Here is a 26,984-nt window from a genome sequence, read left to right on the forward strand (position 1 = left end):
CAATTAACTAACTAAATTTAACTAATCCTAAAGTTAGTAATAATTTTTGTCTGATTATCTATTTTAAGTTTTTTTTTACAAAATATCCACATCTCCTTTACCTTCTCTTATAATAACAGGGTCATGCTCTGAAAGATCTATAATTGTTGACCCAACATTATCTCCATAACCTCCATCTATAACAAGATCTACCAGATTTTGCCATTTTTCAAAAATTAATTCAGGATCAGTAGTATATTCAATCACATCATCTTCATCACGAATCGAAGTTGAAACTACTGGATTACCCAATTGTCGAACAATTTCCAAAATAATATTATTGTCAGGAATACGTATTCCGACAGTGGTTTTCTTTTTAAACTCTTTTGGGAGATTATTGTTTCCAGGCAAAATAAAAGTATAAGGCCCTGGCAATGCTCTTTTTAATATTTTAAAGGTTGAAGTATCAATCTGACGTACATAGTCTGATAAATTACTCAAATCGTGACAAATAAATGAAAAATTTGCTTTTTCTAATTTAACACCTTTAATTTTTGCAATTTTTTCCAATGCACGTGAATTGGTTATATCACAACCTAAACCGTAAACAGTATCAGTCGGATAAATTACCAAACCTCCATTTTGAAGCACTTTTACCACTTTTGCAATAGCAGCTTCACTGGGTTTATCGGGATATATTTTTATGAATTCGGCCATTTGTTTTTGTTTAAAGTTAGATATATTTTAGCTTTAAAACGTTACACTTTTTAATTTTCATGTTTCATTTATTGTATGAGAACAAAAAATCTTATCCGACAACATCTAGTTTGGCAAATCTTAAAAGTAATTTTTTAATTCCTCCAACCTCAAATTTTATTTCAGCTTTTTTATCAGCTCCAATACCTTCCAGATTAACTATTTCCCCCTTACCAAAACGTTCATGCATTACAATATTCCCAATAGTTAATTTGTTATCAAATAAATTTGGAGCTGCTGCATTTGGGTTCGTTCCTGCCACAGGTTTTAATTTGCGGATGTTCAAATCAGGTTTTGGTTCGTTATCCGTTATGTATTTGGGAGGCGTTCCTCCAATTGGCTTTGATAAACGTAATTTTGACTTGTCTACATCTCCAAAAATATCGCTGTCAATAGTCGGTTTATAACGATAATTACTTTCTGAAGGAGTTAAATACTCTAAAAACTGACCATCAATTTCTTCGATAAAACGAGAAGGTTCACTATCTGTTAATTTTCCCCAACGATAGCGAGACTGTGCATAAGTTAAATAGGCCTGATGTTCTGCACGTGTTAAGGCTACATAAAACAAACGGCGTTCTTCTTCTAATTCACTTCTAGTACTCATACTCATCGCACTTGGAAACAAGTCTTCTTCCATCCCCACTACAAAAACATGTGGAAATTCAAGACCTTTTGCTAAGTGAATTGTCATTAAGGCAACACGGTCTTCATCAGATGTATCTTTATCCAAATCAGTAGCCAAGGCAACGTCTTCCATAAATTCTGACAAAGCGCCTCTTGCTCCATCTATTTCTGTTTGACCTTCGGTAAAATCTTTGATACCGTTTAAAAGCTCTTCAATATTCTGAATTTTTGCCATACCTTCCGGAGTAGCATCTTTTTTCAATTCCTGAACTAAACCTGTTTTCTTCGCAACATGGTCTGTAATATAAAATGCATCCTGATTTTGATCAATTACCTGAAAACTCTGGATCATAGTAACAAAATCTTTCAGTTTGTTTTTTGTACCAGCATTCAGTTTCAAATCGATTTTATCGATATTTACCATCACTTCCCAAATCGAGCGTTTGTAATGATTGGCTGCAATGGTCAATTTTTCAACGGTAGTATCTCCAATTCCACGAGCAGGATAATTGATCACCCGAATCAAAGCTTCTTCATCTTTTGGATTAATTACCAGACGCAAATAACACAAAACGTCTTTTATTTCTTTACGCTGATAGAAAGAGAGGCCTCCATAAATTCTATACGGAATATCTCGTTTTCTCAAAGCATCCTCCATAGCACGAGATTGTGCATTGGTACGGTACAAAATAGCAAAGGCTCCATTATGAAGCTGATTCTGCATTTTTTGTTCAAAAATAGTACTGGCAACAAAACGTCCTTCTTCTGCATCAGTTAAACTACGGTGTACTTTAATTTTTGGACCAAAATCATTAGCTGTCCAGACAATTTTATCCAACTTGGTTTTATTATGCTCCATTACCGTATTTGCCGCTTCCACAATATTTCGCGTTGAGCGATAATTTTGCTCCAAACGAAACATTTTTACGCCTTCGTAATCCTTTTGGAAATTCAGAATGTTATTGATATTCGCTCCACGGAAAGCATAAATACTCTGCGCATCGTCTCCAACGACACAAATATTTTGAAATCTGTCTGACAAAGCTCTTACTATCAAATATTGCGAGTGATTGGTATCCTGGTACTCATCCACCAGAATATATCGAAAACGATCCTGATATTTAGCCAATACTTCAGGAAAACGTGTCAATAATTCATTGGTTTTCAGCAACAAATCATCAAAATCCATTGCTCCGGCTTTGAAACATCGTTCTACATACTGCTGGTAAATTTCTCCCAAGCGAGGTTTTTTAGCCATCGCATCAGCTTCCATCAATTCCGGATTATTGAAATACGCTTTTACCGTAATTAAACTGTTTTTATAAGTCGAAATTCGTCCTAAAACTTGTTTCGGCTTATAAATATCACGATCCAGCTGCATTTCTTTTATAATCGAAGAAATTAGCCTTGCCGAATCCTGAGAGTCATAAATGGTAAAGTTGGATGGATATCCCAAATGTTCTGATTCTGAACGAAGAATACGTGCAAAAACAGAGTGAAAAGTTCCCATCCATAAGTTTTTTGCTTCACTGGCCCCCACAATAGATGAAATCCTGTGTTTCATTTCGCGGGCAGCTTTATTGGTGAAAGTAAGTGAAAGTATATTGAAAGCATCAATTCCCTGATGCATCAAATAAGCAATTCTGATTGTCAAAACACGGGTTTTTCCCGAACCTGCACCAGCAATAATAATCATTGGCCCATCTTTTTGTAAAACAGGTTGTCGTTGGGCTTCGTTGAGCTGGTCAATATAATTTTGCATGAAATAGTTCTCCTTTTATGCAAAAATAAGAATTAAAGTCTTAGAATTTTAATTCTATAAAAATCAAACTTGTGTTAAAAAGAAAAAGACTTAAATAAAAAACCACTTCATAACAAGAAGCGGTCTTTTAATTTAACAAAGTGGTTTTAGTTTTCTTATAAATCAGAAACAAGATTCGCCAACCGGAGCTTCTCCTGTAATTTCTATCCAGTCTATATTAGCAAACGGTAAAGCATCAATGGTCTCTAATCGAATTGTGTTTATGCCTTTATTCAGTCTGAGGATTGTTGGTAGTGTAGTCACAAATTTTGTTGTACTGGAAGTTACAGGAAATGATATATCAATCGTATCTGTTGCGTTTACTTTTACTTTTGCAGTTGTCGTTTTCCCTCTGTGTACATATCGAAATACTACTGTATAAAGCCCTGAAGTTGGTACTTTAATTATATAATTTATTCCTTTGTCAGGAGCATCAGCAATATTTATTACTTTTCTGTTTTCTGCGCTTGAGTTAATAGCTATTACTCCATCATATGTACAAAATCCAGGTGCAGCTTCTTCAATTCGTAAAGTGTGGGTTCCCGTAAATTTTTCTCCAAAAGTTGCCGTAACTGCCATATCAGCACTCATCGCAACAGTTATTACCTCAGTAGTTTCTCCTGAATTCCATGATTTCAATTCATTTCCTTTTGAAGGAATGGCAGTTAGAGTTACCTGTTCTCCTTCTGTATAAGCAGCTTTATTTGGATTTATTGTGATGCTTCCTCCTTCAATTGGATTAGCTGCAGTAGTCAAAACATAAGCGGCAGGTATCGTACTTTTAAAATTAGCCGTAATTGTTTTGTTGGTATCCATTTTAACATTCGTTATGGCTGTAGCTGAACCATCACCCCATGATTTGAATACAAAATTATTTGCTGGTGTTGCTGTCAATGTTACAACTTCACCCGCATCATAAATTGTTTTAACCGGACTAACAGTTATATTCCCTCCTGCAGTTGGTTTTACTATAGTTTTCAATACAAAATCAGTTTTCTGCTGAGATCCTAATTCTCTGGCTCCAAGATCTGGTGCTGTTCCGTTAAATTCTATTCCGTTTGCCTGTACGCCTGCATCTATAAAATCGCTTGTAACTTTTAATGCGAGAAAATCACCCAGATTAGGACTTCCGTCTTCATTTTTGAGAACAGTAGGAACAGTCAAAGAAACAAAATCATCATCACTGATTACAATTGCCGGAGTTCTTCCGTTAATACTGCCTTTTATCCACCAAACATTCGAGTTTTCGACATCTTTCCCAAAGTTTTTATCTTTAAATGATTTATAGGAAATGTTGTTTCTAAATTGATGTTTCCCCCCGGGGCGAAAACCAAAACCGTTGCTTTTATTATTGTAGGACGTGTTATTAGTCATTTCAATAGCACCTAAATTATTATTATCAGTAAAACCGTGCTGACCGTTTCCAAAAGCAATACAGCGGCGCAGAATATGATTCACCGGAATTCCTTCGCCTCCTAATTTAAAACCATTTTTATCTCCGGTTACTGTTGTGCTTCCATTAGTTAGTGTTCCATTGTTATAGGCTACGCAATTTTCGAATAAAACAGCACCGATTGGTCCAGTCTTTTTCTTCGTGTATAAATCCCAGCCATCATCACTGTTATGATGCGAAATACAGCCACGAAAAATATTATCCTGACCGCAAGTCAGTTTTGCAGCAAAACCGTCTGCATTTTCAGCCAATGAATCTTTATTATCAAAAGATTCACAGTTGAGAATTAAATTATTTGAAGGCCATTGGGCAATTGTCGTATAAGTATCATTATAACGACTTATCTGAAGTCCGCTGTCTCTGTTTTTTTCAAAAATACAATTGTCAATAATATTGTTGTTCCCGGAAAGCAGCATACCGTTATCTCCGGATTTTCTGATTGTAATTCCTTTAAAATACCAATACAAACCATCCAATACAATCCCTTTATTTTCATTAATTTCCTTTTGACCTGAAAAATCAAGAATTGGGGTTTCATTTTCATAAGCTTCAATTCTTTTTAGATTTTGTACTGTTCCGCTATTTTGTCTTTCAATAAAAATAGTTGAAGCTATAGAATAAATTCCGCCACGCACATAAATCGTTTGTCCAGGATTTATAATACTGATTGCTTTTTGAATTGTGACAGGGTTGTCAACAGTTCCATCGTTAGTTGCCTTTCCTGCGGGAGAAACATAAATTTGTGAGTATATACAAAGCGGAAATAACAGTGCATAAAACACTGTAATTATCTTTTTTTTCATTTATCCAGAGTCTATTAAGATTTATCTTTTATAATCAATTAAAAAATGTAATCGATTACACAAATGTATTATTTTGTAATGAATTAACAAATAAAAATGTAATATTCAGATAAATAATCGATTAGATTCTCGAATTAGAATGGTTATTGAAAAGAAAATTGTTACTTATAAAAAACATCGTAAGCAAACCGGATAAGAGTTCCGATTACAACAACTAAAAAGAATATTCGAATAAATCCATTTCCTTTATTGATGGCCAATTTAGCACCAAGCCAGCCTCCAATACCATTGCTTACAGCCATCGGAATTGCAATGCTCCAGATGATTTTTCCTTTGATCATAAACAAACAAATCGAGCCGAAATTTGTTGCGAGATTTACCATTTTCGCATTTGCGGAAGCGTGTAAAAAATCGAAGCCCAAAAGTGCAATAAAAGCAACTACAAAAAAACTGCCTGTTCCCGGACCGATAAATCCATCATAAAAGCCAATAATTACACTAATAACGACCGCATATATAATCTGAGTCTTTGCAGAATGATCTTTCGCTACATGCTGACCGAAATTTTTCTTCGCATAAGTGTAAACAAACAACAAAGACAAAACTACAAGTAAAAGCGGCTTCATAAAATCATTACTTACCAAAGTCAATATCGTAGAACCCAAAAATGCTGATGGAACTGCCAGACACATCATAATCAAAAGTAATCTCCACTGGATGACGACTTTTTTAAGATATTGAAAAGCAGCAAATGCTGTTCCGCTAAAAGCCGGAATTTTCAATGTTCCAACAACTGTTGAAACAGGTAGATTTGGCAATAAAATCAATCCCATTGGCGTTTGTATCAATCCTCCACCACCAACAATTGCATCAATAAATCCTGCGGCAAAAGCAGCTAAACAAAGAAAAAGTATACTATAGTAATCCATTAAAATTGTATTTGAAGAGCTTAAAAAAGCAAGGAGCAAAAGTACGGCTTCCATTTTGTTTTATTACTAAAATTTAAATCGGATTTCTCCTCAAAAAGTATATTTTTGCTAAAAAATATTGAAATGGATTTTACACGAATTATAGAATTAGCAAGTTATACTTTACCAGCCATTGTTACCGGATTTGTGGCTTACAGTTTTTTTGAACTTCACATTAAAAACAACGATAAAAAACGTGCTTTTTTATTAAACAGAGAATATCAGAAACAATCTTTACCGATTCGTCTGCAGGCATACGAGCGCATGACTTTATTTTTAGAACGCATCAACCTGACCAAATTATTAATTCGTGTTACGCCAATTTCACAACAAAAACACGATTATGAAAATTTCATCATTGATCAGATAGAACAGGAATTCGAGCATAACCTAACACAGCAGATTTACATGTCCGATGAATGCTGGACAATTATTACAACTGCCAAAAACGCAACTATACAAATGATTCGTAAAGCTGCCATGAGTGATCGCATAGACAGCGCTGATAAATTACGTGAAGTGATTTTGAATGATTTATTAGAGAAACAATCTCCAAGCAATGCAGCTTTGGGATATATAAAGACTGAGGTTGCGGAACTTTGGTAATAAGATTTTTAGCACTTAGTACGAGTCCCTAAAATTTTATCTTTAGAACTAAGGAGTAAATACTTTACTTATTATCACTCATAATTTCCGACTTATTCTGAGCATATTCATAGCCCTGTTCCCACCAGGTTTTCATTACTTCCTTATTAAAAATCAAGGCATTATTTGTCAGTTTGGTTGGCGTGTAATATAAATTAAGTTTTACATCCTTGTTGTTTGCTATCAGTTTTCCTATAGCAATGTCATGTTTTTCAACCTGATCCAGAGCAATTCTGAATAAATCAATCATCAATGAAAAAGGATTTTTTCCGATAACGTTTTTTTCCATATTGACTTCGGTTTCCAGAATAATTACATCAATTTCAGTTGCTCCACGATTGATTGCCTCTTTAATTGGTACTAAACTTGAAAATCCGCCATCGCCATATTCAAAATTATTTCTTTCAACCAGGCTCATAAAAGGAACATAATTACTTGAAATCCATGACCAGTCGCAAAATTCATCATACGTACAATCTTTAACCGACTTATATTCGGCTTCGTTTTTTGTAAAATTGGTCACTGTAATGACAACATCTTTCTTCATCTTTTTCAACTGATTGAAATCTGATAATGAAAAATTCTTTTTGATGTATTTCTGTAATCCCTTACTTTCCCCAAAGGTTCTTTTTCCTTTAAAAAACTGGCGGATAACATTAAAGTGATTAATGGTCACAATATCAACACCATCCTTTACTTTAACGACAAAAGGACAAATATTAAATATTTTTGACATGTTGACATTGGTATAAATCGAATGAATTTGTTCAATATTTCCAAGTGCCAGATGCGGAATCAATAAACTTCCGGTAGAAGTACCGAGGTACAAATCATATTGATGTCTTTTTACTTCTAATAAATACTGGGCAACACCACCGGCAAATGCGCCTTTACTACCACCACCGGAAATAACCAATGCTCTCATAAATTAATTGTAGGTTTTGTTTTTGGATTTTTTCAGGAGAAAGCAGAGGCAAGAATCAAGAGCAAAGACTTCTTTTAACTCTCCAATCTATACTCTCGAATCTTGATTCTATTCTCTCATTACTCTTTCAACAAACGATTCAATTGAAATTGTTCATCGGGGGTCAAATTAGTCAAAATTCTTTCAAACGAAGCACGCATTTCAGAATTTTTTAATAACAATCTAATAGTTTCTCTTCCAAATTTTGAAAATTGCCACATATGATGGGTTGTAGAATTAACTAAATTACTCAAAACCTGATCGTTAATAATTTTAAACGCAATTAGTTTTTCTAAAGCATTTTGTCTGGTAGTAGCTTCGTATTTTGTAGAAGAAAAAGCTATTAATTCTGAAATTAAAGCTTCTGGATCATTACTGTAATTTGTAGTAGACAATGCTAATGAAAGCCATAGAGTACGAAGATTGTAATCATTGAACCCAATCCAGGTTTTAGTTTTATCAAGATATTCTGTTCTGCGTTCAGTGAAATTCTTCCATAAAAAATAAAGGGCAATTTCCTGTGTCTGATACGATTTGTCTTCTAATAAAGTTTCATATTCAGTTCTGAAATCTTCCGGGATTTTCGATAACTTTTCGGCAACAGCCTGACGGATTTTAATATTGTTTGTTTGCAAAGCAGCTATTAAAAGCCCTTTTTTACCTTCATATTTTTCAGATTCAATTTGCTCAATTACGGATATTTTTACAGCCTGATACGTATCTGAATTTAAAATTTTCAAAAAGTAATCCTGTTTATCAGCCAAAGATGTTTTTTTTAGTTTATCCACTTCGAGACGCTCTTGAATCGGCTTGTTTTTACTCAATAAAGCATTCGCAGTTGGTGTGTCAAAAGCAGTAGTTTCCAACCATGTTTTCTGAAATTTATCCAAATCAAAATCCGATACTTTTTTAATTTCATCAAAGAAATTCTGAGTATTTACGGTTTGATACGCATATTTTTTCAAATAACTTTTTATGGCTTTTTTAAACGCTTTGTCTCCAATTGATTCATGCAAAACAAATAATGCCCAGGCTCCTTTTTCGTAAAAAGTCAACGAACTGGCTTTGGCATTTAAAACCGGAATTGAATCAGTTCTGGAAGCAAACTTGAGCTGTTGAGCCGTATCGTATAATTTTGAATAAAAATAGTCCTCGCCATAAATTTCTCTTTCGGTCAATAAAGCATAATACGTTGCAAAACCTTCCTGAAGCCAGTGATGGGTACTGCTCTCGGCGGTAATTAAATCTCCAAACCAATGATGTGCCAGTTCGTGTGCATCAACATTTGTATAATTTCGATCTTCAAAACCAATCGAATCTACGACATACCGTGTAGCAAAAAGCGTCGTGGTCGTATTTTCCATTCCGGCATACAAAAAATCACGTACGGGAATTTGCCTGTTGATTTTCCAAGGATATTTCACTCCTATTTCTTTCTCTAAAAAGTCAAAAATACGTTTGGAATACCGATAAGTCGGTTCAAAATGATCTGTATCTTTAGGTTCTAAATAATATTCTAACGGAATTTTAGATTTTGATTTGAATTCTTTTTTATTAAATTTTCCAATGGCGAGCATCAATAAATAAGAACTCATCGGTTTTTCCATTTCATATTGCCAATGAAACTGGTTGTTGTTCTGCGTTTTATCTTTTAAAATCCCGTTCGAAACAACCTGATAGTCTTTATTATAAGTAATTCCAAGGTTAAAAATCAGTTTTTCGTTTACATCATCAAAACTCGGAAACCAATTACTTGTGTATCTTCCCTGCCCCTGTGTCCAGATTTGTACGTCAGCGTTTTCAATAGTAACAAAATACAAAGCTTGTTTTGGTTTTACCGAATATTCAAAAGTCAACTGATTTTCGCCTTTCTGAAAATGATCAACGATTTGCAATTGCTTGCCTGTATTAACAAAAACTACCTCTTTTTGATTGATTTCAACTTTAGAAAATTCCATGTTTTTGGCATCAATCTTAATGGTATCGACAGGTTTTACTATTTCGAATTGGAAATTAACCGAACCTGAAACCAATTTTTCAACAGGATTTAATTTCAATTGCCCTGAAACCGATTTAAAATCGACAAATTGTGTTTGTTGGGCAAAAATGAAGGTGGTAAAAAATAATAAGATGTATTTCATTGAAATAAATTTGAAGGCGAAATCCAAAGTTACAAAGGTTTCATCAACAAATCGAATGAAATTTGTATGTTTACATTAGAAAATTATAAACACGTGCTGATACCTAAAAAAGCCATATTCAACTGGAGCAGCGGAAAAGATTCTGCTCTGGCTTTATATAAAATTCTTCGGAATCCTGATTATAAAATAGAATGTTTACTGACTAGCGTCAACCAGCAATATCAAAGAATTTCAATGCATGGTGTACGTGTAGAATTACTCGAAACTCAGGCAAAAAGTCTTGATTTGCCTTTAAAAATAATGCAGATTCCTGAAATGCCAACTATGGAAGTTTATGAAAATGTCATGACTGAAACCTTATCTGAATTAAAAAAACAAGACATTACACATTCAGTTTTCGGGGATATTTTTTTGGAAGATCTACGTAAATACCGTGAAGATCAATTAACAAAAATTGGTTTTCAAGGCGTTTTCCCAATCTGGAAAATCCCTACTCATGATTTAATTCAGGAGTTTATCAGTTTAGGATTTAAAACGATTGTAGTTTGTGTAAACGAACGCTACCTCGATAAAAGTTTTGTTGGCCGGATTATCGATCAGGATTTTATAAAAGATCTGCCTGAAAATGTAGATGTTTGTGGTGAAAACGGAGAATTTCATACTTTTACCTTTGATGGACCTATTTTTTCAGAACCCATTAATTTTGAGATTGGAGAAACGATTTACCGTAAATATGAAAAACCTAAAAATCAGGACTCTTCAAATACGGCCTGCGACACAAACGCAACTGATGCATTTGATTATGGCTTTTGGTATACTGATTTAATTCCGAAATAATTTTATTTGAAATGACGATACAAAATCAATCATCTGAATTAGAGAAAGTCCTGACGTTCTTAAACGAAATTGGGATTGACGTGGTTGAAAAAGAACTTGAAACTTCTTTTTTACCGGGACTGGATTTAGGTCCAAACTGCCTTTATATTGATTTTGAAAAATTACTATATCCGGGTGATATTCTGCATGAAGCGGGTCATCTTGCTGTTACAACTTCTGTCGAAAGGAAAATTGCCGGTACTGATAAAATGGCTGCCGACTGGCCATCTCAGGGTGAAGAAATGGGCGCCATCTTATGGTCTTTTGCTGCAGCAAAATATTTGGAATTACCTATTGAATTTGTATTTCACCCGAACGGATATAAAAATGAATCCGAATGGCTTATTTCAAATTTTACAAATGAAAATTATATTGGGTTGCCTTTTCTGGAATGGACAGGGCTTGCTTTGGGAAAAGTTAATGCAGAAAAAGAAAGCAAAGAAGCCTTTCCAAAAATGCTAAAATGGCTAAGAGATTAAATTATGGATAAATTAGTTCGCTCAATAAAGTTTCCGATGTTTTTTGACCCAGAGAGACTTAAAAAAGATGTTTATAAAATCATCGATAAAAACTGGACGAATCATTATAATACAAATGATTATTCGGGAAAATGGACTTCGATTGCCTTAATGTCACAAAACGGAAAATCGGATTCTATTTTTGCATTACCCAGCGGTGATGAAAAACTAGTTCCTACCGAAATTCTGGAATCCTGTACTTATTTTCAGGAAATTCTGGATAGCTTTCTGTTCGAAAAAACTGCTGTTCGATTGTTGAAACTGGATGTTGGTGCCGAGATAAAACCACATACTGACAATTGCCTTGGATACGAAGACGGCTGTTTCAGATTGCATATTCCAATCATTACAAATAGCAAAGTTGAATTTATTTTAGACGGAAATCGTTTGATTATGAATGAAGGGGAATGCTGGTATATTGATGCTAATTTTATCCATTCGGTAGCAAATCGCGGGGCACAAGACCGAATTCATCTGGTTTTGGACGGGATTCGAAATGAATGGACAGATCATCTATTTTTTAAGGAAGCCGATCAAAATGATTTTGTACGACCTGCTACAGAAGTTTCCGAAAATGAAAAACAACTTATGATTGCAGAATTAAAACGCATGAATCCGCCAAATTTGGATGCCATTTTGAAAGATTTGGAATAAATTGAATTTATTTTTCGATCACATAATTTTCTAGAACCAAAATATCCAAAGCTGTCATTTCGAATAAATCAAGTGCTTCTTGTGGAGTTTCAACAATAGGCATTCCTTTTTTGTTCAGACTTGTATTGAGTAAAACTGCTATTCCGCTTTGTTTATAAAATGCCGTAAGCAATTTTACAAACTTTGGGTTCCAGCTTTCTTCTACAGTCTGAACCCGTGCTGAGCCATCCCAATGTGTTACGTTTTTAAGTTTTTCTAAATATTCAGGTTTTGTTTTGTCTACTAAAATCATGTAAGGGCTATTTCTTCCTTTTACAAAATATTCTCCAACCTTTTCTTTTAATACTGCCGGGGCAAAAGGACGAAAATCTTCCCTGAATTTAATATCCAGATTGATATGATCTTTCATAGCTTCAATTCCGGGATGTGCCAAAATACTTCTTCGACCCAATGAACGCGGACCAAATTCTGCTCCTGACTGAAACCATGCAATTGTTTTCCCCTGATTCAACTTTTCTGCACAATAATTTACCAGCTCATTTTCCTCAAAAAACTTTTTATACTTATATTTTTTGTTTTCATTTTTATCGAACACAATTTCAATTTCATCATCTGAATATGTTTTTCCGAAACAAGTGTTGCCATCATGAGGCACTTTTGGCATATTTAAACATTCCAGCCAGCCATAAAATGCACAACCTAAAGCGAGCCCATTATCTGCTGCTGCGGGTTCAAAATAAATATTTTCAGCTATTTTACTGTCCTGCAATTTTGCATTGGCTACCGCATTTAAGGCAACACCTCCAGAGTAACATAAATTTTTATGAGGAAATTGTTTTAATCGATTTTGAATGCATTTTAAAACTGCTTTTTCCACCTGTTCCTGAGCCCATTTTGCTACATTAGCATAATAATCAAAATTGATTTTGAAATACTCATAGCCTTTTGACGGATTGGTAAATTGATTTTTCCAGTCTTCGTTTACGAACAAATTTCCCGATTTAAATTCAAAAGCTTCAAAATCATAAATTCCTGATTTTCCAAATGGTGCAAGTCCCATTAATTTTCCTACATCATCCATATCTCCAAAAACATAATGACTTACCGTTGCATAAAAGCCTCCTATAGAATGTTGTGTTGTAGGAAGTGAAAACAAACTATCTGACTTTTCAGCCATTTTACTAAAATCCTTCATTAACGAAATAAGTTTTTGTCCGTCAAAATGATAAAAGCTGTCTTTTTCGCATACCATCTGAGTTTCATTCAGGATTTCAGGACTCACATATTGTTTTTGTTCTGGATGTAATTTAATAAACTGGTCAAGCGGGCTGCCACAGCCATCTATAACCATTACTGCACATTCTGAAAATGGAGAAGTTCCAACAGCACTGTATGCATGTGACAAATGATGGGAAATATCAATAATTTTTAAATCCTTTACTTCTGCAAAAAGTCTTTTCCCTTTATATTGATTACGATCCGGGATTTCAAAATTCGCACACTGTACGACAAGAGAAATATCTTTCAATTGAATTCCTTCCGCATCCAGACAATATTGAACGGCCAGATTATCATTCCCCCCATCATGTTTTATCCGGCTTAATCGTTCTTTTTCAATTCCCACACAAATACGTCCGTCTTTTAATAAAACTGCCGATCCGTTGTGTGAAAGTCCGGTACCGAGAACATAAACAGGTGCATTCATTAAGGCATTATTTTAATAGTTATTTTTAAACTACTAAAATAAATAAACTTAGTTATCCATTGAAAGAATAAACTGAAGAATTTCCTGAATATTTAAAATATAATCAGGTATCATATTTTGTATAGCGTTGTTGGGCATAAAAGGCATATCGGCTGATTCAGGATTTTGAACAATGACAGTTCCTCCTTCATTTTGAATTACTTTTAAACCATTCGTACCATCAGCATTTGATCCAGACAATAAGATTCCTACTAATTGATTTTTGTATACTTCAGCAGCCGACTCGAAAGACACATCAATACTTGGTCTGCTGTAGTTTACCTTTTCGGAAGTATCAAGTGACAGCGTATTATTTTTTTCAAAGAGTAAATGATAATTAGAAGGCGCAACATAAATAAATCCCGGTAACAATGGCACTTTGTCCTCAACCTGTTTTACTTTAACAGCTGATTTTAATTCGATTAATTCTTCAAAAGTTTGTTCGTCTGTACTTTTTCGATGTACAACAATTACTATTGCAAAAGATTTTATTGCGGGCAATTGCGGTAAAATTTGCATAAGTACATTTAAACTTCCGGCAGAACCGCCTATAATTACTACCTTAAAATCTGGATTTACTTGATCTTTCTCCATATTTTTTCCCTATCTAATTGTTTGTATTTGCCTGGGGATATTGAATACTTTATGGTTTCTTTTGTTCCTAAAGCCAGAAAACCCAAAACAGCAAGACTATCATCAAATAAATTTATTGCTCTTTTTTGTAAATCGTTATCAAAATAGATTAAAACATTACGGCAAAAAATGATATCAAATTCATTAAACGAGGTGTCTGAAACTAAATTATGCTGGGAAAAAACCATTTTTTGAGCTAATTCTTCATTAAATTTTGCAATACCATAATTTGCTGTATAATAATTCGAAAAATCTTCTTTTCCGCCTGAATCCCGGTAATTTTCAGAATATTCTTTCATCATTCTTAATGGAAAAATTCCTTTTTTTGCTGTTTCCAGTACCTTTGCGTTAATGTCTGTGGCATAAATTAAAGATTTTTGCAGTAATCCTGCTTCCTTTAATAAAATGGCCATTGAATATACTTCTTCACCTGTTGAGCACCCTGCATGCCATAAACGAATAAAAGGTTTTGTCCCCAATAATGGGAGAATTTGATTTCGAATTACAGTATAAAAGGATGGATCGCGAAACATTTCGGTAACATTTACCGTAATTTCATCAACCATATGTCTGTAATATTCAGGATCGGATCTCACTTTGGACAAAAATTGTTCGAAATGAGTGAATCCGTCCAAGTGATATATTCTGTTTACACGTCTTTTTAAAGAGGCTCTCGAGTAACTACCAAAATCAAAACCATAATATTCATATACTTCATTAATAAGGGTTTCCAGTTCGATGTCTTCTATCATAAAAACTTTAAATTTTGCTTAATATCAAAAGCAATTTATCTACATCAACCGGTTTAGAGATATAATCATCTGCACCAGCCTCCAAACATTTTTCTTTATCTCCTGTCATTGCCTGAGCTGTTACTGCTATAATAAAAGTTGATTCATGCGAAGCGATTTTTTTTATTAAAGGAATTGCATCATAACCATCCATTTCAGGCATCATCATATCAATCAAAACTGCATCTATATTTTCGTCAGCATTTAATATTTTTAGAGCCTCTTCAGCGCTCAGACATGATAAACAATCAAATGATTTAGCACGCAGCGTATTTTCCAAAGCAAAAATGTTTCTGGAATCATCATCGATAATTAAAAGTCGTTTTTTATTCATTTTTTTACTACTCTATAATTAAACTTTATCATACAGCCACACACGCAACAATGACAATAACTGATCAATATCAACAGGCTTGGTGATATAATCTGAAGCTCCTGCTTTGATACATTTTTCACGGTCACCTGTCATTGCTTTTGCTGTAACGGCAATTAATGGCAAAGTCAAGTGTTTTGGATTACTGCGAATTTTTTCTGCTGTTTCATAACCATCCATGTTCGGCATCATCATATCCAGTAAAACGATATCTGTGTTTGGATTTTCTTCAAGCATTTTTATGGCTTCTTTACCATCAAATGCAGTAATCACATTCATTTTAAATACTTCCAAGGCTTTTGTCAGCGAATAAATATTACGAACGTCATCATCTACTATCAAAACAGTTTTATCGAACAAAATATTATTCAGCAAATTCAGTTTTCTATGATTTTCTTTTTTCCCTTCCGGTTTTTTGTTTTCTTCAACCAAATGGAGGAAAAGAGAAACTTCATCCAGCATTCTCTGGTAAGAATGTGCTGTTTTGACAATTATAGAATCAGCATACTTTTTAATCTTTATTTCTTCTTTAAGCGAGAGGCTTTTTCCGGTAAAGACAATTACAGGAAGATTTTCTAAACCAGGACTTTTTTTAACACCGTCCAAAATTTCGTAAGCCTGTTTGTCCGGGATTCCCATATCTAAAATGACACAATCAACGTCTGTTTTATTAAGTGCTTTTAAACCTGCAGAAACTTCACTTTTAATTTCAGAATTGATATTATAACTTCCTAAAAAGTAAGCCAAAGCTTTGGCATGTTTAGGATTGTCCTCAATAATCAAAACCTTTTGGGCCTCTTTATTGATTATATATTCTATTCTGACAAAAACATCCGGAATTTTTTCAAAAGCTACGGGTTTATCCAGAAAATCAACCGCTCCTTTTAACAAACTCTCCTGTTTCAATTTGTGCGATGACATGATATGCACCGGAATGTGTTTGGTTTGTGAGTTATTTTTAAGTTCTTCCAAAATTTCCCAACCACTTTTCACAGGAAGTTCAATATCTAACAAAACACCAATTGGCTTATACAACAAAGCAAAATTTAAGGCATAATCACCTCTTACTGCTACTACCGCTTTATAGCCTTTTTTTCTGCTAAAGGCTAATAATGACTTTGCAAAATTGATATCGTCTTCTACGATCAGAATGACTTTATCATTTTCTGAAATTGAGTCTCTGTCGTCTTCTACTTCCTCAGGGATAACGGCACTAATGTATTTATTTTTATTGTTATTTTCCTGTAATTTTTCTTCCGATTCCTCGATTTGGATAGGCGGAGTTTTTAAAGCTGTAACTTTTTTTAATGATGAACCGAAAACCGGCAGACATAAAGTAAAACTACTGCCTTCATTTTCTTTACTATGCAAAATTATTTCTCCTTTAAGTAATTTTGCCAGCTCTCTGCTTATTGATAGGCCCAAACCTGTACCGCCATATTTTCTTTTCGTTGAACCGTCTGCCTGTTGGAAGGCTTCAAAAATTAGAGGCTGTTTGTCTAACGGAATTCCAATTCCTGTATCTTTTACAATAAAACAAATTATTTTATCATCGTCATCGTTTATTTTAATTTCTACACTTACTGATCCTTTTTCTGTAAATTTTATAGCATTTGAAATCAAATTTTTAAGGATTTGTTCCAGACGCATTTTATCGGTTTTAATAACTGCCGGCGCTTCTTTAGAAATAATTTCAAAATCAATTTTTTTCTCTTTTGCAACTACCGTAAACAAATTAGAAAGATTATCTGTTATCTCTTTAGTTGTAACATCTAAAAACTCCAGCTCCATTTTACCGGCTTCGATCTTGGATAAATCCAGAATTTCGTCAATAAGGCCCAACAAACTATTACCTGAACTCTGAATAACCTTTGCAAATTCAATCTCTTCAGAATTCATGCTTTTGTTATTGTTCTCGGATAATAAACGGCTTAATAACAAAATAGAATTTAAAGGAGTCCTTAATTCATGTGACATATTTGCCAAAAACTCCGATTTGTAACGTGTGGTAAGTTCCAGTGCTTCAGATTTTTTCTGAATCTCAGTATTTCTTTCTTCCAGTAAAACACTGCGTTCAGACAATTCTTCATTGGTTTGCTCCAGTTCTTCCTGCTGTACCCTCAATTCTTCTTCAGAAGCCTGTAGTTTTTCGGTCTGTGTTTCTAATTCTGCATTCATGGCTTCGAGATCGCTATGCTGGATTCTTAACTCTTCTGATTGTGCTTGGGTTTCTTCCAGAAGTTCAAGTACTCTTTTTCTATTTTGAGTTGATTTTATAGCAATAGCAATATTATTTGAAACCGTCTGTAAAAATTCCAAATCAATTGCTGTAAATTCTTTTACGTTTGCCAATTCAAACGCACCTTCTATTTTAGTGTCAATTAAAGGCACTGCCACAATATGTTTTGGTTTTATTTCTCCCAAAGCATACGTAATCTGAACATCATTTTCTGTAAATGATTTTAGTTCCAGAATTTTTCTTGAAACCACACATTGTCCAATTAATCCTTGTCCTTTTTGAATGTGTTGTCTGTTTTTATTAGGAAGATAGCTGTAGCCCGAAGTTGCATAAAGCTCATCGCCTTCAATTGCATAGATCACCCCTGCACTGCTTTTAGTATATTGACATAAAAACTCGATTACATCTTTTGATAATCTTTCGAGTTCCTTATCCCCTATCATCACATTATTTAGTTTTGCAATTCCGGTTTGCAGCCATTCTTTTTGAGACAATAAATCAAAAGACGATTTTAAAGAAGCCCCCATACTATTTAAAGATTCACCTACACTGCCCAAAGCATCTGATTTGGTATCATCGACCCTGATATCATAATTTCCTTGTGAAATATTAATCGCAATAGTACTTATTGCTTTAATTCTTTCAGCAGTTTCTTTGTCTTTTCGTTCTAATTCCTCCTGAAGAAACGAACGTTCATTATAATCCTTTAAAATACGCAACAAGAACACAATTGTTATAATAAAAGCGATTATAAAAGCAGCTATAATTAAAATAAAACTATAATTACCATATCGCTCCGAATTTGCATTTCGCTCTTTCAAAAGCAGCTGTTCTGTATTTTCTATACGTTTGTAATAACTACGCAATTCATCCATCATTTTTTTTCCTTCGTTCAGATCAAAAGAGACAGTTTCTTTGCCTAATCGTTTTTTTATTACCTGATTATTTAAATATTTATAAAAAATACTGGTAAGCGATCTTACTTGTTGCAGGTTTTTTTGCTGTGACGGATTATCAACTGTTAATTCATCCAATTTATTAAAGAAACTATCCGATTTCTTTTCAGCTTCATTGTATTGGTCTAAAAATTGTTCATTACCGGTTATCAGGTAACCCCGCATACTTGTTTGAGCATCAGTAATTACAGATACTCCCTCATTCAGATTATAAATTACTTCCTGCGTGTGGTTTACCCAATAGTTGCTTTTCAACAGGCTTTTTATACTTAAAAATGAAGCTGTTGAGCTTATCATTAAGATTAATAAGGAAACTAGTGAACTGATTAATAAGTTTCTTTTAAAGTTGTTTTGTTTCATATGTTAATAATATTTCTTTTTTATCTGTTATATGTAATTCGCATATCATCATTTGGTATTTGTCCCACCAATTCACTCTAATGCTCATTTCATATAAATTATTTAATTTCCTGATATTCTAAAGGTAAAATCATAATAAAGCTAGCTCCCTGGCCAATTTGACTTTTAGCGGTAATTAATCCATTATGTTTTTCAATTATTTTTTTTGCAATAGCGAGTCCAATACCTGTTCCTTCATAGCTTTGGCGATCATTCAGACTCTGAAAAATGATAAAAATCCTGTCCAGATAAATTTCATCAAAACCAATTCCGTTATCCTTTACAATGATTCGGCAATAGCTTCCGTTTGGAGAAGGCTTTCCATCAAAATCTTTGGTTTCAATCAATTCCGAAGTAATTTCTATCACAGGATTTTCGATATTGTTTGAAAACTTAAGTGCGTTTCCAATCAAATTCTGGAACACCTGACGTAACTGACTCGGAATACTGTCAATAGTTGGAAGTACGTTTGTTTTTATTGTGGCATTTTTACGCTCAATCAGATAATCAAAATCAGAGAGCACTTCTTGCAGCACCTCATTTAAATCGGTTTTTTCAGGCTGTACTTTTGATGATAATCTCGAATAGGCCAGCAAATCTGTAATTAAAGTCTGCATTCTTTCTGCCGATTTAATCGTTCTGTTCACATAATCAACTGCCTTGTCATCTTTTGCCAGATATAAATCTTTGATGATTTTGATAAAGATTTGAATCTTTCTGATAGGTTCATTCAAATCATGTGAAACCACCCACGCAAACTGCTGAAGTTCATGGTTTTTAAGTTCCAGTTCTTCATTTTTTAAGATTAATTCTTTTGTTCTTTCTGTGATTTTAACTTCCAGATTATCCTGTGCTTCTTTTCTGATTTTAACCTCTTTTGAAAGCAGCTCTTTCATTTCTTTTAATTGATTCTGCTGCTCATAGATCTTCAGGAAGGTTTTTACTTTTAAAATCAGTAAATCAGTATCAACGGGTTTGGTAATATATTCTACCGCTCCGGTTTCATAACCCTTAAAAATGTATTTTTTTTCTATATTAAGTGCTGAAAGAAAAATGACAGGAATGTCTTTTGTTTTTTTATTTCCTGAAAGAATTTTTACTACTTCAAAACCATCCAGACCCGGCATCTGAACATCCATAATAATAAGACAATAATTTATCTGTAAAATTTTTTTTAAAGCCTCTTCACCCGATTCAGCTGTATCTACTTCGATATTATGCAGTTCTAAAGTTTTTTTTAAGGCAATTATATTTGCCCTTATATCGTCTACAATTAATATCATATTTTTTGGCTAGAATGGTTATAGTTACAGCAAATTTTTAAAACTTACTTTTAAATTAAAGTTTACAAACTCTCAAATATATTTAAAAAAAAATTAACATCTTTTTTATTTGAAATTATATTAATTACATAATTCCCATGTTTATTTTTTTAGCAATTTGAAAAGTCTTTTTTAGCGACAATCATAAATTCTTTTAAGTTAAAGATTGCCAATGAATTGGAATATTTTAGCATTATACTATTCTAAAATAAAGAGTAATGAAAAAAACAAAAACATTTCCGGAGCAAAAGCAAAATTTGCCCGGCAACGAATATTTAATGAAACCTGAACCGGAAATTATTAAAGAAAATTATGCCGGAAGCGGGAAACTTTTAGGAAAAGTAGCTTTTATAACCGGAGGGGACAGCGGAATAGGCCGAAGCGTTGCAGTGCATTTTGCGAGAGAGGGCGCCAATATTGCAATTATTTACCTGAAAGAAGATAAAGATGCACAAATAACAAAAGAACTGATTGAAAAAGAAGGTCAGCAATGCCTGCTTATCAGTGGTGATTTAAAGGATGAAAAGTTTTGCAAAAGCGCCATAAAAACCTGTATTAAAACATTTAGTAAAATAAATATAATTGTAAACAATGCAGCAGTTCAGTTTCCTCAAAACGAACTGGAAAAAATTACAGCTGTACAGCTTCAAAAAACATTCGAGACGAACATTTATCCTTATTTTTATATTACCAAAGCTGCTTTACCCTTCTTAAATAAAGGCGACAGTATTATTAACACAAGCTCTGTCACAGCTTATCGCGGAAGTGAACATCTTCTTGATTATTCGAGTACAAAAGGTGCTATTTTAAGTTTTACCCGATCGTTATCAACTATGCTGGCAAAAAAACAAATCAGGGTTAATGGAGTTGCTCCCGGACCAATCTGGACTCCCCTAATAGTGGCAACATTTGATAAAATTTCTGATTTTGGTAAAGATAACCCAATGGGAAGACCTGGCCAGCCATCGGAAGTTGGCCCTGCTTACGTATTTTTAGCTTCTGATGACAGCAGCTACATTACAGGACAATTTATTCACATCAACGGTGGGGAGCTAATTGGCAGTTAATTAAATAAAATTATGAATTTCATTGATATAATTGGTCTGTTTGCAGGAATTTGCGTTACTGCCTCGGTGATTCCGCAAATAGTAAAAGTATGGAGAACAAAAAAGGTAAAACAAATTTCACTGCTGACTTTTGGCATACTCACTTTTGGAATAGCAATATGGGTCGTTTACGGAATTTTAAAAAAGGATTTTCCCATAATTATTACCAACAGTATTTCGCTATTCTTAAATTTGATAATGGTTTATTTTCTCATCTATTACGAAAAAGAAGAATAAAAAAAACAGCTTAAATAAGCTGTTTTTTTTCAATATGCAGGGCTTTGTTAGCTAACTAATTTTTGATTGTATGACTTGTTAAAAGCCAGATGGTATTTTTCCTTAAACATTCTTAGCATGTAATTTCTGCTTACCGGCCCGGCGCCTGAGAATATTTCAAGAACATTAATAGTCGAAATTCTTTTCAATTCTTCCATTTGTTTATTTGCGAGAGATACGATTGGTTTTATACTTTTCGCATAGCCATAAGTATGCTGATTAAGCTCAATTTCTAAAATGCTTTCTAAAATTCTGTTTTTCAGCAAGTTTTTAACGATTCCTTTTTGTGGAACTGTATTAAATTCTTTAATTTTTTCAGCTATTTTTAAATTTTGTTGTCCGACATAAATATAATTACCGGAATTACTATTAAATACCTTTTTTAAATCTAAGAATAATGTGCTGTTTTCAGATATTTCAGCTTTATAAGTATTGTTGCAAATCATAGAAAACCGCACATGTTTATATCCCTCAAAATACAACACACTATTAATGTTTGATGTATTTCTTATAATTCCTGTCTGGTTAGGTTTTATCTTTTTTCTTTCGCCGTTGATTCCAAAACTATGACTTAAATTCCCCTGAAAACAATAGGTGAATAAAATAGGTGAATTGGCAAAAGACTCCATACTCAATTCAACATCTTCATTAAAAACAATATCAAATTGAATATATGAAATTTGTTTATTTAGTGTAATGCCACTTATAACTCCATTTGCGTTTTTAGACTTAACCGTTAAGTTGTATTGATTATTTTCTAAAGTTAAAGTCCCGTTAAGACTATCTTTAAGATCATTAAAAATAGTATTTATTCCGCCTGTATTTAAGTAAAGTTTTTTCATTTGATAACAATTAAAAGTTCTATAAATTAGAGTTCAAATTTTAAACTATACCCTCATAATCTCCTTCTTTTGAACTATTCAAATTTCGTTATAGTCCAAACTTTTATTGTTATATAATTTTTCGTACAACTTTCATAATTAATACTTTATAAAAAAAGAACAAAAACAAAAACAGCTGCTCCAAACTCAATGTTTGAAACAGCTGTTTTTTCAGCAAAATAAAAAAATCCTTAACCTATGTAACCATGAATCTAAATTAAGTTTTTAAGTAAGTTTATTGATATCAGCATTCGCCGAATAATTTTTTTCTGGTATGTCTTTAAAAAATTCAGCCGCTTCAAGATCTGCAGAAGGCCCATATCCTAATAAATAAGTGCCTTTTCTATTGTCTCCTGTTTCTATAACATATAGAATTGACATATCTTCAGGATCGCTCATTCCCTCGTATCGATGATGTGCTACAATAAAGATTTCGTCCGGTTGATAGGAATATTTAGATTCTGTTTCTATAAGTGCTCCGTCCTGAAATAAAAAATTACAGCAATACCCATTTTTCTGGTATTCATCTATATATTCTAATTCGTGTTTTGAAAGTTCTTTTTTCATGATAATTTGGATTATTTGATTAATTAAAGTTTTCCAAACGTTTATCTAAGCAAATTTCCTTCATTTAAAACCAACCGTTTAACTCAAAAAATATTTTTTTTATCTCATTAAATCCTTACCTGCCTAAAACCTTACAATATGATGATTAGTAAAATATAAGAGCAAAAAAAAAGCAGTCAATCGTAATAAACAATTGTACTGCTTCTAATATTACTTTCGTAAAATATAAAAATTTAATTTATGATTTGTAAATAAAATTATGAGGTGTTGTAACAAAATTTTTCCAGTCAATTCCTAAAGTATAATCAATGATTTTTATAATATCATTCATTAAAATAGGCTTAGTTACGAAATAATTTGCTCCCAGAGAACGGCATTTCTCTATAATTCCAGGCTCATTTGAAGTAGAAAAAATAATTACGGGAATATCAATTTTATTTTTGTTGTCACGAAGTTCGGTCAGAACATCAAAACCGTTTTTTCCAGGCATGTTCAGATCCAAAAAAATAATATTAGGCATTTGCGACGAATTATAAATTGCATTTAACAATTTATCGCCTCCTGTATAGGTTTGAAGTATTATTTTTTTTTTCAACGACTCCACGGCATCAGCAAAAATACTTAAATCATCCTCGTCATCGTCAGTATAAAATATAGTTATATCATTCATATAATTTTTAAAATTGATAAATCTTACTCCAAAGATAAATAATTAAATAGAATTATCAATATAATACTAATTCCTGAAAAAAATTAAAAATAGAAATGTCATAATCCTAAAAATTAATTATATAACTATAGAAAAGTAAAAAAACATGACCTTTATTTTCATTTAAGTTTACAGTATAATCAAAAAAATATAATCATGGGAGATCATAAAGACCTTAAAAACGTTTCGGCTGCAGAAAAAATAAAAGAATTAGCTGAAGATATCAAAACATGCATGTTTTGTACATATAAAAATGGAAAATTACAATCCAGACCGATGTCATTTCAGGAAATTGACGAACAGGGAAATATCTTTTTCCTATCGGATAAAAACAGTAATAAAAATGCTGAGATTATCGAGAATTCAAAAGTAGAAATAGTCTTTGCCCAGCCTCACGACAAGTTTCTTTTCCTGCATGGTAATGCGACTGTTTCTTACGATAGAAAAAGAATTAAAGAATTATGGAATCCAATCATCAAAATCTGGATGACCGGTGGCGACGATGATCCAAACCTGAGTATTATAAAAGTGGTTCCTGAAGATGGTTATTATTGGAATAATAAACATGGAAAAATGGTGGCAATTGCAAAAATGACAGTAGCTTTTGTTACGGGAAAAACGATGGATGACGGAATTGAAGGTAATCTCGAATTATAAATAGTACAGAAATGGCAATTTAAGTAATTGTCATTTCTCTATATTTTTTTGAACTCGAGGGCATTTAAGATCCCTTCCGTGCTTGCTGTATTATTAAAATAAACAAAGGCATTTTTGTGTTCCAGTTTATTTTTTACCTGATTTAATTCGGATGTAGAATAACCCGAATAAAAAAGTTCTGAATCGCCATGAAACCTTATGTAAATTAAAGGAAATTCAGTAAAAATGGTCTGAGGAAGGTTTGGATAACTTACACTGCAAAAAGTAATATTATTTTCAAGAAAGTTTTCCCAGACTTCATCATTCCACCAGCTTTCATGCCTGAATTCTATGACGTTTTTGAATTCCGGATTTAATTGGGTTACTATGCTATTAAGCCTTTCTTTACTGTACTGGTAACCTGGCGGAAACTGAAACAAAATGCAGCCTAATTTATCTTTTAAACCATTTTTAGAAATAGCATAAAAATCTTTAATCAGGTTTTTACAGTCTGTAAATTTTTTAATATGCGTGATTTCTTTCGGTGCCTTGACTGAGAATAAAAAATTCTCTGGTGCTTTTTGATACCAGTTTTCAAAATTTTTAAAAGTTGGAAATTTATAAAAACTGCCATTAAATTCATACGTATCAAAGTGTTCGCAATAATATTCGAACCATTTAGAAACAGGGAGATTTTCAGGATAAAAAATTCCTTTCCAAAAACGATTGTTAAAACTCGAACAGCCTATTTTAATGTTATCTTTCATTGATACAATTCTTGACAATTAGTGCAAAAAAAGCTTCGGCGTTTTTTGACACCAGTATATTTTTTTTGTAAAGGAAGATTACAGCGAACACATACCTTTTTAGTGTGCGCAAGCCAATGTTTCTTTAATTCATTCATTTTTTTCCAATTCAGGAATTGAAAACTATAAATTACACTCTCATCAATAAGTTTTTGAATATCTTCGGAAGGGATTTTACCTACTAAAGATTCCGGGTGAATTTTACAACGATATAAAACTTCATTTTTTATGATATTCCCCACTCCCGAAAATATATTTTGTTCTAACAAAGCATCACAAATCATTTTTTTCGGAATTTTATCCAGACTCTTTTTTGCTTTTTTTGGATCCCAATTTTCATTCATGACATCTTCCTCCCAATCATAATAAAGATTGATATTGCCTTCTAAAATTTTAATTGAACAGGTATAAAAATTGATTTCCCCATTTGCAAAAACCATACTTAATCTTGCCGTGGTTTCTTTTGTATCATTAATGCGATAGGTACCAAACATAAGCATGTGAATTTTGACGGTAAAACCATCGAAACAAATCAAAAAATGCTTGCCCCAGCTTTTAAATTCAAATATCGTTTTGTTTTTTAACCTCAAAATATCAATACTGCTGTTTCCGGAAACATCTATGATTTTTTGTCCCGCAAATTGCTGTACTTCTTCTTTTAGTATCACTATGGATGGACCTTCTGGCATAATATATTTAGTTTAAACTAAAAAAGCACAGTATAGAACTGCGCTTTTTTTGTATTTTAAGAAATCTACTCTGCATCTGCAGCTTCAAGATTTACTGCATTTACAGCAACTTCTGTCAGTTTTTTGTCTGCTCCTTTTTCTTCGTCAAGGGTTAGCTCTAATAAAGCAGCTGCTTCTTCTAATCCAAGAGTTTCTGCAAATTGTCTAAGCGTTCCGTAAGTCGCAATCTCATAATGCTCAATTTTTTGACTTGCTGCAATAATTCCGGCATCACGAACTACGCCTAATTCTGTTTCTTCAAGAATTCCTTTTCCTTCTTCAATTAAACCTTCCATGGCATCACACTTTTTAGCTGTTGCTTTTTTGCCTATCAGTTCAAAAACTTTTTCAAGACGGGAAACATGTTCTTCAGTTTCGGTCAGATGAGAATTTAATGCTTCTATTAAATCTGCTGAAGTTGCATTTTTTGCCATTGTTGGAAGTGCTTTCGTTAAAGCTTTCTCTGCCCAATAAATATCTTTAAGGCTGTCTTCAAATAATTCTGTTAAACCGGATGCTGCATTTGATTTCGGCTTTGTTGTTCCGCTTTTTGTTGCAGTTTGTTTAGAAGTGGTTTCTTTTTTAGCTGTTTCTTTTTTATCAGTCGTTTTCATAATTATATTTTTTTTAAAT

General features: G+C 33.0%; 25 protein-coding genes. 7 read left to right on the forward strand and 18 right to left on the reverse strand.

All coding sequences use genetic code 11. The features are described from left to right. Positions 1 to 75 precede the first annotated feature (75 nt). The 4 genes from DMB68_RS18230 to DMB68_RS18245 all read right to left on the reverse strand — a co-directional run bounded on the left by DMB68_RS18230 (position 76) and on the right by DMB68_RS18245 (position 6,348). Positions 76 to 696 carry an L-threonylcarbamoyladenylate synthase gene (locus tag DMB68_RS18230; RefSeq protein ID WP_110348073.1) on the reverse strand — a complete coding sequence of 207 codons (621 nt, stop codon included), beginning with the start codon at positions 694 to 696 and terminating at the stop codon, positions 76 to 78. A gap of 91 nt (positions 697 to 787) precedes the next feature. Continuing rightward, entirely contained in the window at positions 788 to 3,124 is a 2,337-nt protein-coding gene (locus DMB68_RS18235; RefSeq protein ID WP_110348074.1) for an ATP-dependent helicase, read from the reverse strand. A gap of 162 nt (positions 3,125 to 3,286) precedes the next feature. Continuing rightward, positions 3,287 to 5,419 carry an InlB B-repeat-containing protein gene (locus DMB68_RS18240; RefSeq protein ID WP_110348075.1) on the reverse strand — a complete coding sequence of 711 codons (2,133 nt, stop codon included), beginning with the start codon at positions 5,417 to 5,419 and terminating at the stop codon, positions 3,287 to 3,289. A 161-nt stretch (positions 5,420 to 5,580) separates the two neighbouring features. Beyond that, positions 5,581 to 6,348: a sulfite exporter TauE/SafE family protein gene (locus tag DMB68_RS18245; protein ID WP_110348391.1), complete on the reverse strand. Its 768-nt coding sequence runs from the start codon at positions 6,346 to 6,348 to the stop codon at positions 5,581 to 5,583. 123 nt (positions 6,349 to 6,471) lie between these two features. On the opposite strand from DMB68_RS18245, the gene DMB68_RS18250 reads away from it, so the two are divergent. Then, positions 6,472 to 6,993, forward strand: a complete 522-nt coding sequence (locus tag DMB68_RS18250) for a DUF7935 family protein (protein ID WP_110348076.1) — start codon at positions 6,472 to 6,474, stop codon at positions 6,991 to 6,993. 64 nt (positions 6,994 to 7,057) lie between these two features. On the opposite strand, the gene DMB68_RS18255 is transcribed toward DMB68_RS18250, so the two are convergent. Continuing rightward, complete coding sequence (locus DMB68_RS18255; RefSeq protein WP_110348077.1) at positions 7,058 to 7,957, reverse strand: patatin-like phospholipase family protein; 900 nt, start codon at positions 7,955 to 7,957, stop codon at positions 7,058 to 7,060. Between the two features lie 119 nt (positions 7,958 to 8,076). Continuing rightward, positions 8,077 to 10,137 carry a M1 family metallopeptidase gene (locus tag DMB68_RS18260; protein ID WP_110348078.1) on the reverse strand — a complete coding sequence of 687 codons (2,061 nt, stop codon included), beginning with the start codon at positions 10,135 to 10,137 and terminating at the stop codon, positions 8,077 to 8,079. A 66-nt stretch (positions 10,138 to 10,203) separates the two neighbouring features. Here DMB68_RS18260 and DMB68_RS18265 point away from each other — a divergent pair, with 66 nt between their 5' ends. The 3 genes from DMB68_RS18265 to DMB68_RS18275 are packed head-to-tail and all read left to right on the forward strand — an operon-like array spanning position 10,204 to position 12,185. Next, entirely contained in the window at positions 10,204 to 10,974 is a 771-nt protein-coding gene (locus DMB68_RS18265; RefSeq protein ID WP_110348079.1) for a Dph6-related ATP pyrophosphatase, read from the forward strand. An 11-nt stretch (positions 10,975 to 10,985) separates the two neighbouring features. After that, positions 10,986 to 11,492 (forward strand): hypothetical protein, encoded by a 507-nt coding sequence (locus DMB68_RS18270; RefSeq protein ID WP_110348080.1) that lies wholly within the window; start codon positions 10,986 to 10,988, stop codon positions 11,490 to 11,492. Between the two features lie 3 nt (positions 11,493 to 11,495). Next, positions 11,496 to 12,185: an aspartyl/asparaginyl beta-hydroxylase domain-containing protein gene (locus tag DMB68_RS18275; RefSeq protein ID WP_110348081.1), complete on the forward strand. Its 690-nt coding sequence runs from the start codon at positions 11,496 to 11,498 to the stop codon at positions 12,183 to 12,185. A gap of 7 nt (positions 12,186 to 12,192) precedes the next feature. Here DMB68_RS18275 and DMB68_RS18280 read toward each other — a convergent pair whose 3' ends face one another. The 6 genes from DMB68_RS18280 to DMB68_RS18305 form a co-directional block, all read right to left on the reverse strand. Further along, positions 12,193 to 13,890: a carbamoyltransferase family protein gene (locus DMB68_RS18280; RefSeq protein ID WP_110348082.1), complete on the reverse strand. Its 1,698-nt coding sequence runs from the start codon at positions 13,888 to 13,890 to the stop codon at positions 12,193 to 12,195. Positions 13,891 to 13,938: 48 nt separating this feature from the next. Then, positions 13,939 to 14,523: a chemotaxis protein CheB gene (locus DMB68_RS18285; protein ID WP_110348083.1), complete on the reverse strand. Its 585-nt coding sequence runs from the start codon at positions 14,521 to 14,523 to the stop codon at positions 13,939 to 13,941. After that, on the reverse strand, positions 14,505 to 15,314 hold the full coding sequence (locus tag DMB68_RS18290; RefSeq protein WP_110348084.1) for a CheR family methyltransferase: 810 nt from the start codon (positions 15,312 to 15,314) through the stop codon (positions 14,505 to 14,507). The genes DMB68_RS18285 and DMB68_RS18290 overlap by 19 nt, the downstream gene beginning before the upstream one ends. A 7-nt stretch (positions 15,315 to 15,321) precedes the next feature. Continuing rightward, entirely contained in the window at positions 15,322 to 15,687 is a 366-nt protein-coding gene (locus tag DMB68_RS18295) for a response regulator (RefSeq protein ID WP_110348085.1), read from the reverse strand. Positions 15,688 to 15,705: 18 nt separating this feature from the next. After that, positions 15,706 to 19,218, reverse strand: coding sequence for a response regulator (locus DMB68_RS18300; RefSeq protein ID WP_231131686.1), 3,513 nt, complete (start codon positions 19,216 to 19,218; stop codon positions 15,706 to 15,708). A gap of 161 nt (positions 19,219 to 19,379) precedes the next feature. Next, positions 19,380 to 20,603, reverse strand: coding sequence for a hybrid sensor histidine kinase/response regulator (locus DMB68_RS18305; RefSeq protein WP_110348087.1), 1,224 nt, complete (start codon positions 20,601 to 20,603; stop codon positions 19,380 to 19,382). Between the two features lie 257 nt (positions 20,604 to 20,860). Between DMB68_RS18305 and DMB68_RS18310 the strand changes: the two genes are divergently transcribed. Continuing rightward, a complete protein-coding gene (locus DMB68_RS18310) occupies positions 20,861 to 21,709 on the forward strand; it encodes an SDR family oxidoreductase (RefSeq protein ID WP_110348088.1) in 849 nt (282 codons plus the stop codon). Positions 21,710 to 21,721: 12 nt separating this feature from the next. Continuing rightward, the gene (locus DMB68_RS18315; RefSeq protein WP_110348089.1) at positions 21,722 to 21,985 is read left to right on the forward strand and encodes a SemiSWEET family sugar transporter; all 264 of its coding nucleotides are present in this window, start codon (positions 21,722 to 21,724) and stop codon (positions 21,983 to 21,985) included. Between the two features lie 47 nt (positions 21,986 to 22,032). On the opposite strand, the gene DMB68_RS18320 is transcribed toward DMB68_RS18315, so the two are convergent. The 3 genes from DMB68_RS18320 to DMB68_RS18330 form a co-directional block, all read right to left on the reverse strand. Further along, positions 22,033 to 22,866, reverse strand: a complete 834-nt coding sequence (locus DMB68_RS18320) for a hypothetical protein (RefSeq protein ID WP_110348090.1) — start codon at positions 22,864 to 22,866, stop codon at positions 22,033 to 22,035. 264 nt (positions 22,867 to 23,130) lie between these two features. Next, entirely contained in the window at positions 23,131 to 23,472 is a 342-nt protein-coding gene (locus DMB68_RS18325; RefSeq protein WP_110348091.1) for a hypothetical protein, read from the reverse strand. A gap of 238 nt (positions 23,473 to 23,710) precedes the next feature. After that, positions 23,711 to 24,142, reverse strand: a complete 432-nt coding sequence (locus tag DMB68_RS18330; RefSeq protein ID WP_110348092.1) for a response regulator — start codon at positions 24,140 to 24,142, stop codon at positions 23,711 to 23,713. A 195-nt stretch (positions 24,143 to 24,337) separates the two neighbouring features. On the opposite strand from DMB68_RS18330, the gene DMB68_RS18335 reads away from it, so the two are divergent. Then, positions 24,338 to 24,838, forward strand: a complete 501-nt coding sequence (locus tag DMB68_RS18335; protein ID WP_110348093.1) for a pyridoxamine 5'-phosphate oxidase family protein — start codon at positions 24,338 to 24,340, stop codon at positions 24,836 to 24,838. A 38-nt stretch (positions 24,839 to 24,876) separates the two neighbouring features. Here DMB68_RS18335 and DMB68_RS18340 read toward each other — a convergent pair whose 3' ends face one another. From DMB68_RS18340 to DMB68_RS18350, 3 genes are all read right to left on the reverse strand, one after another. Further along, the gene (locus DMB68_RS18340) at positions 24,877 to 25,584 is read right to left on the reverse strand and encodes a DUF72 domain-containing protein (protein ID WP_110348094.1); all 708 of its coding nucleotides are present in this window, start codon (positions 25,582 to 25,584) and stop codon (positions 24,877 to 24,879) included. After that, on the reverse strand, positions 25,581 to 26,312 hold the full coding sequence (locus DMB68_RS18345) for a DNA-formamidopyrimidine glycosylase family protein (protein WP_110348095.1): 732 nt from the start codon (positions 26,310 to 26,312) through the stop codon (positions 25,581 to 25,583). The genes DMB68_RS18340 and DMB68_RS18345 overlap by 4 nt, the downstream gene beginning before the upstream one ends. A gap of 65 nt (positions 26,313 to 26,377) precedes the next feature. After that, positions 26,378 to 26,965 (reverse strand): YciE/YciF ferroxidase family protein, encoded by a 588-nt coding sequence (locus DMB68_RS18350; protein ID WP_110348096.1) that lies wholly within the window; start codon positions 26,963 to 26,965, stop codon positions 26,378 to 26,380. Between the last annotated feature and the right edge of the window lie 19 nt (positions 26,966 to 26,984).

Source organism: Flavobacterium hydrophilum (assembly GCF_003202405.1).
Lineage (GTDB): Bacteria > Bacteroidota > Bacteroidia > Flavobacteriales > Flavobacteriaceae > Flavobacterium > Flavobacterium hydrophilum.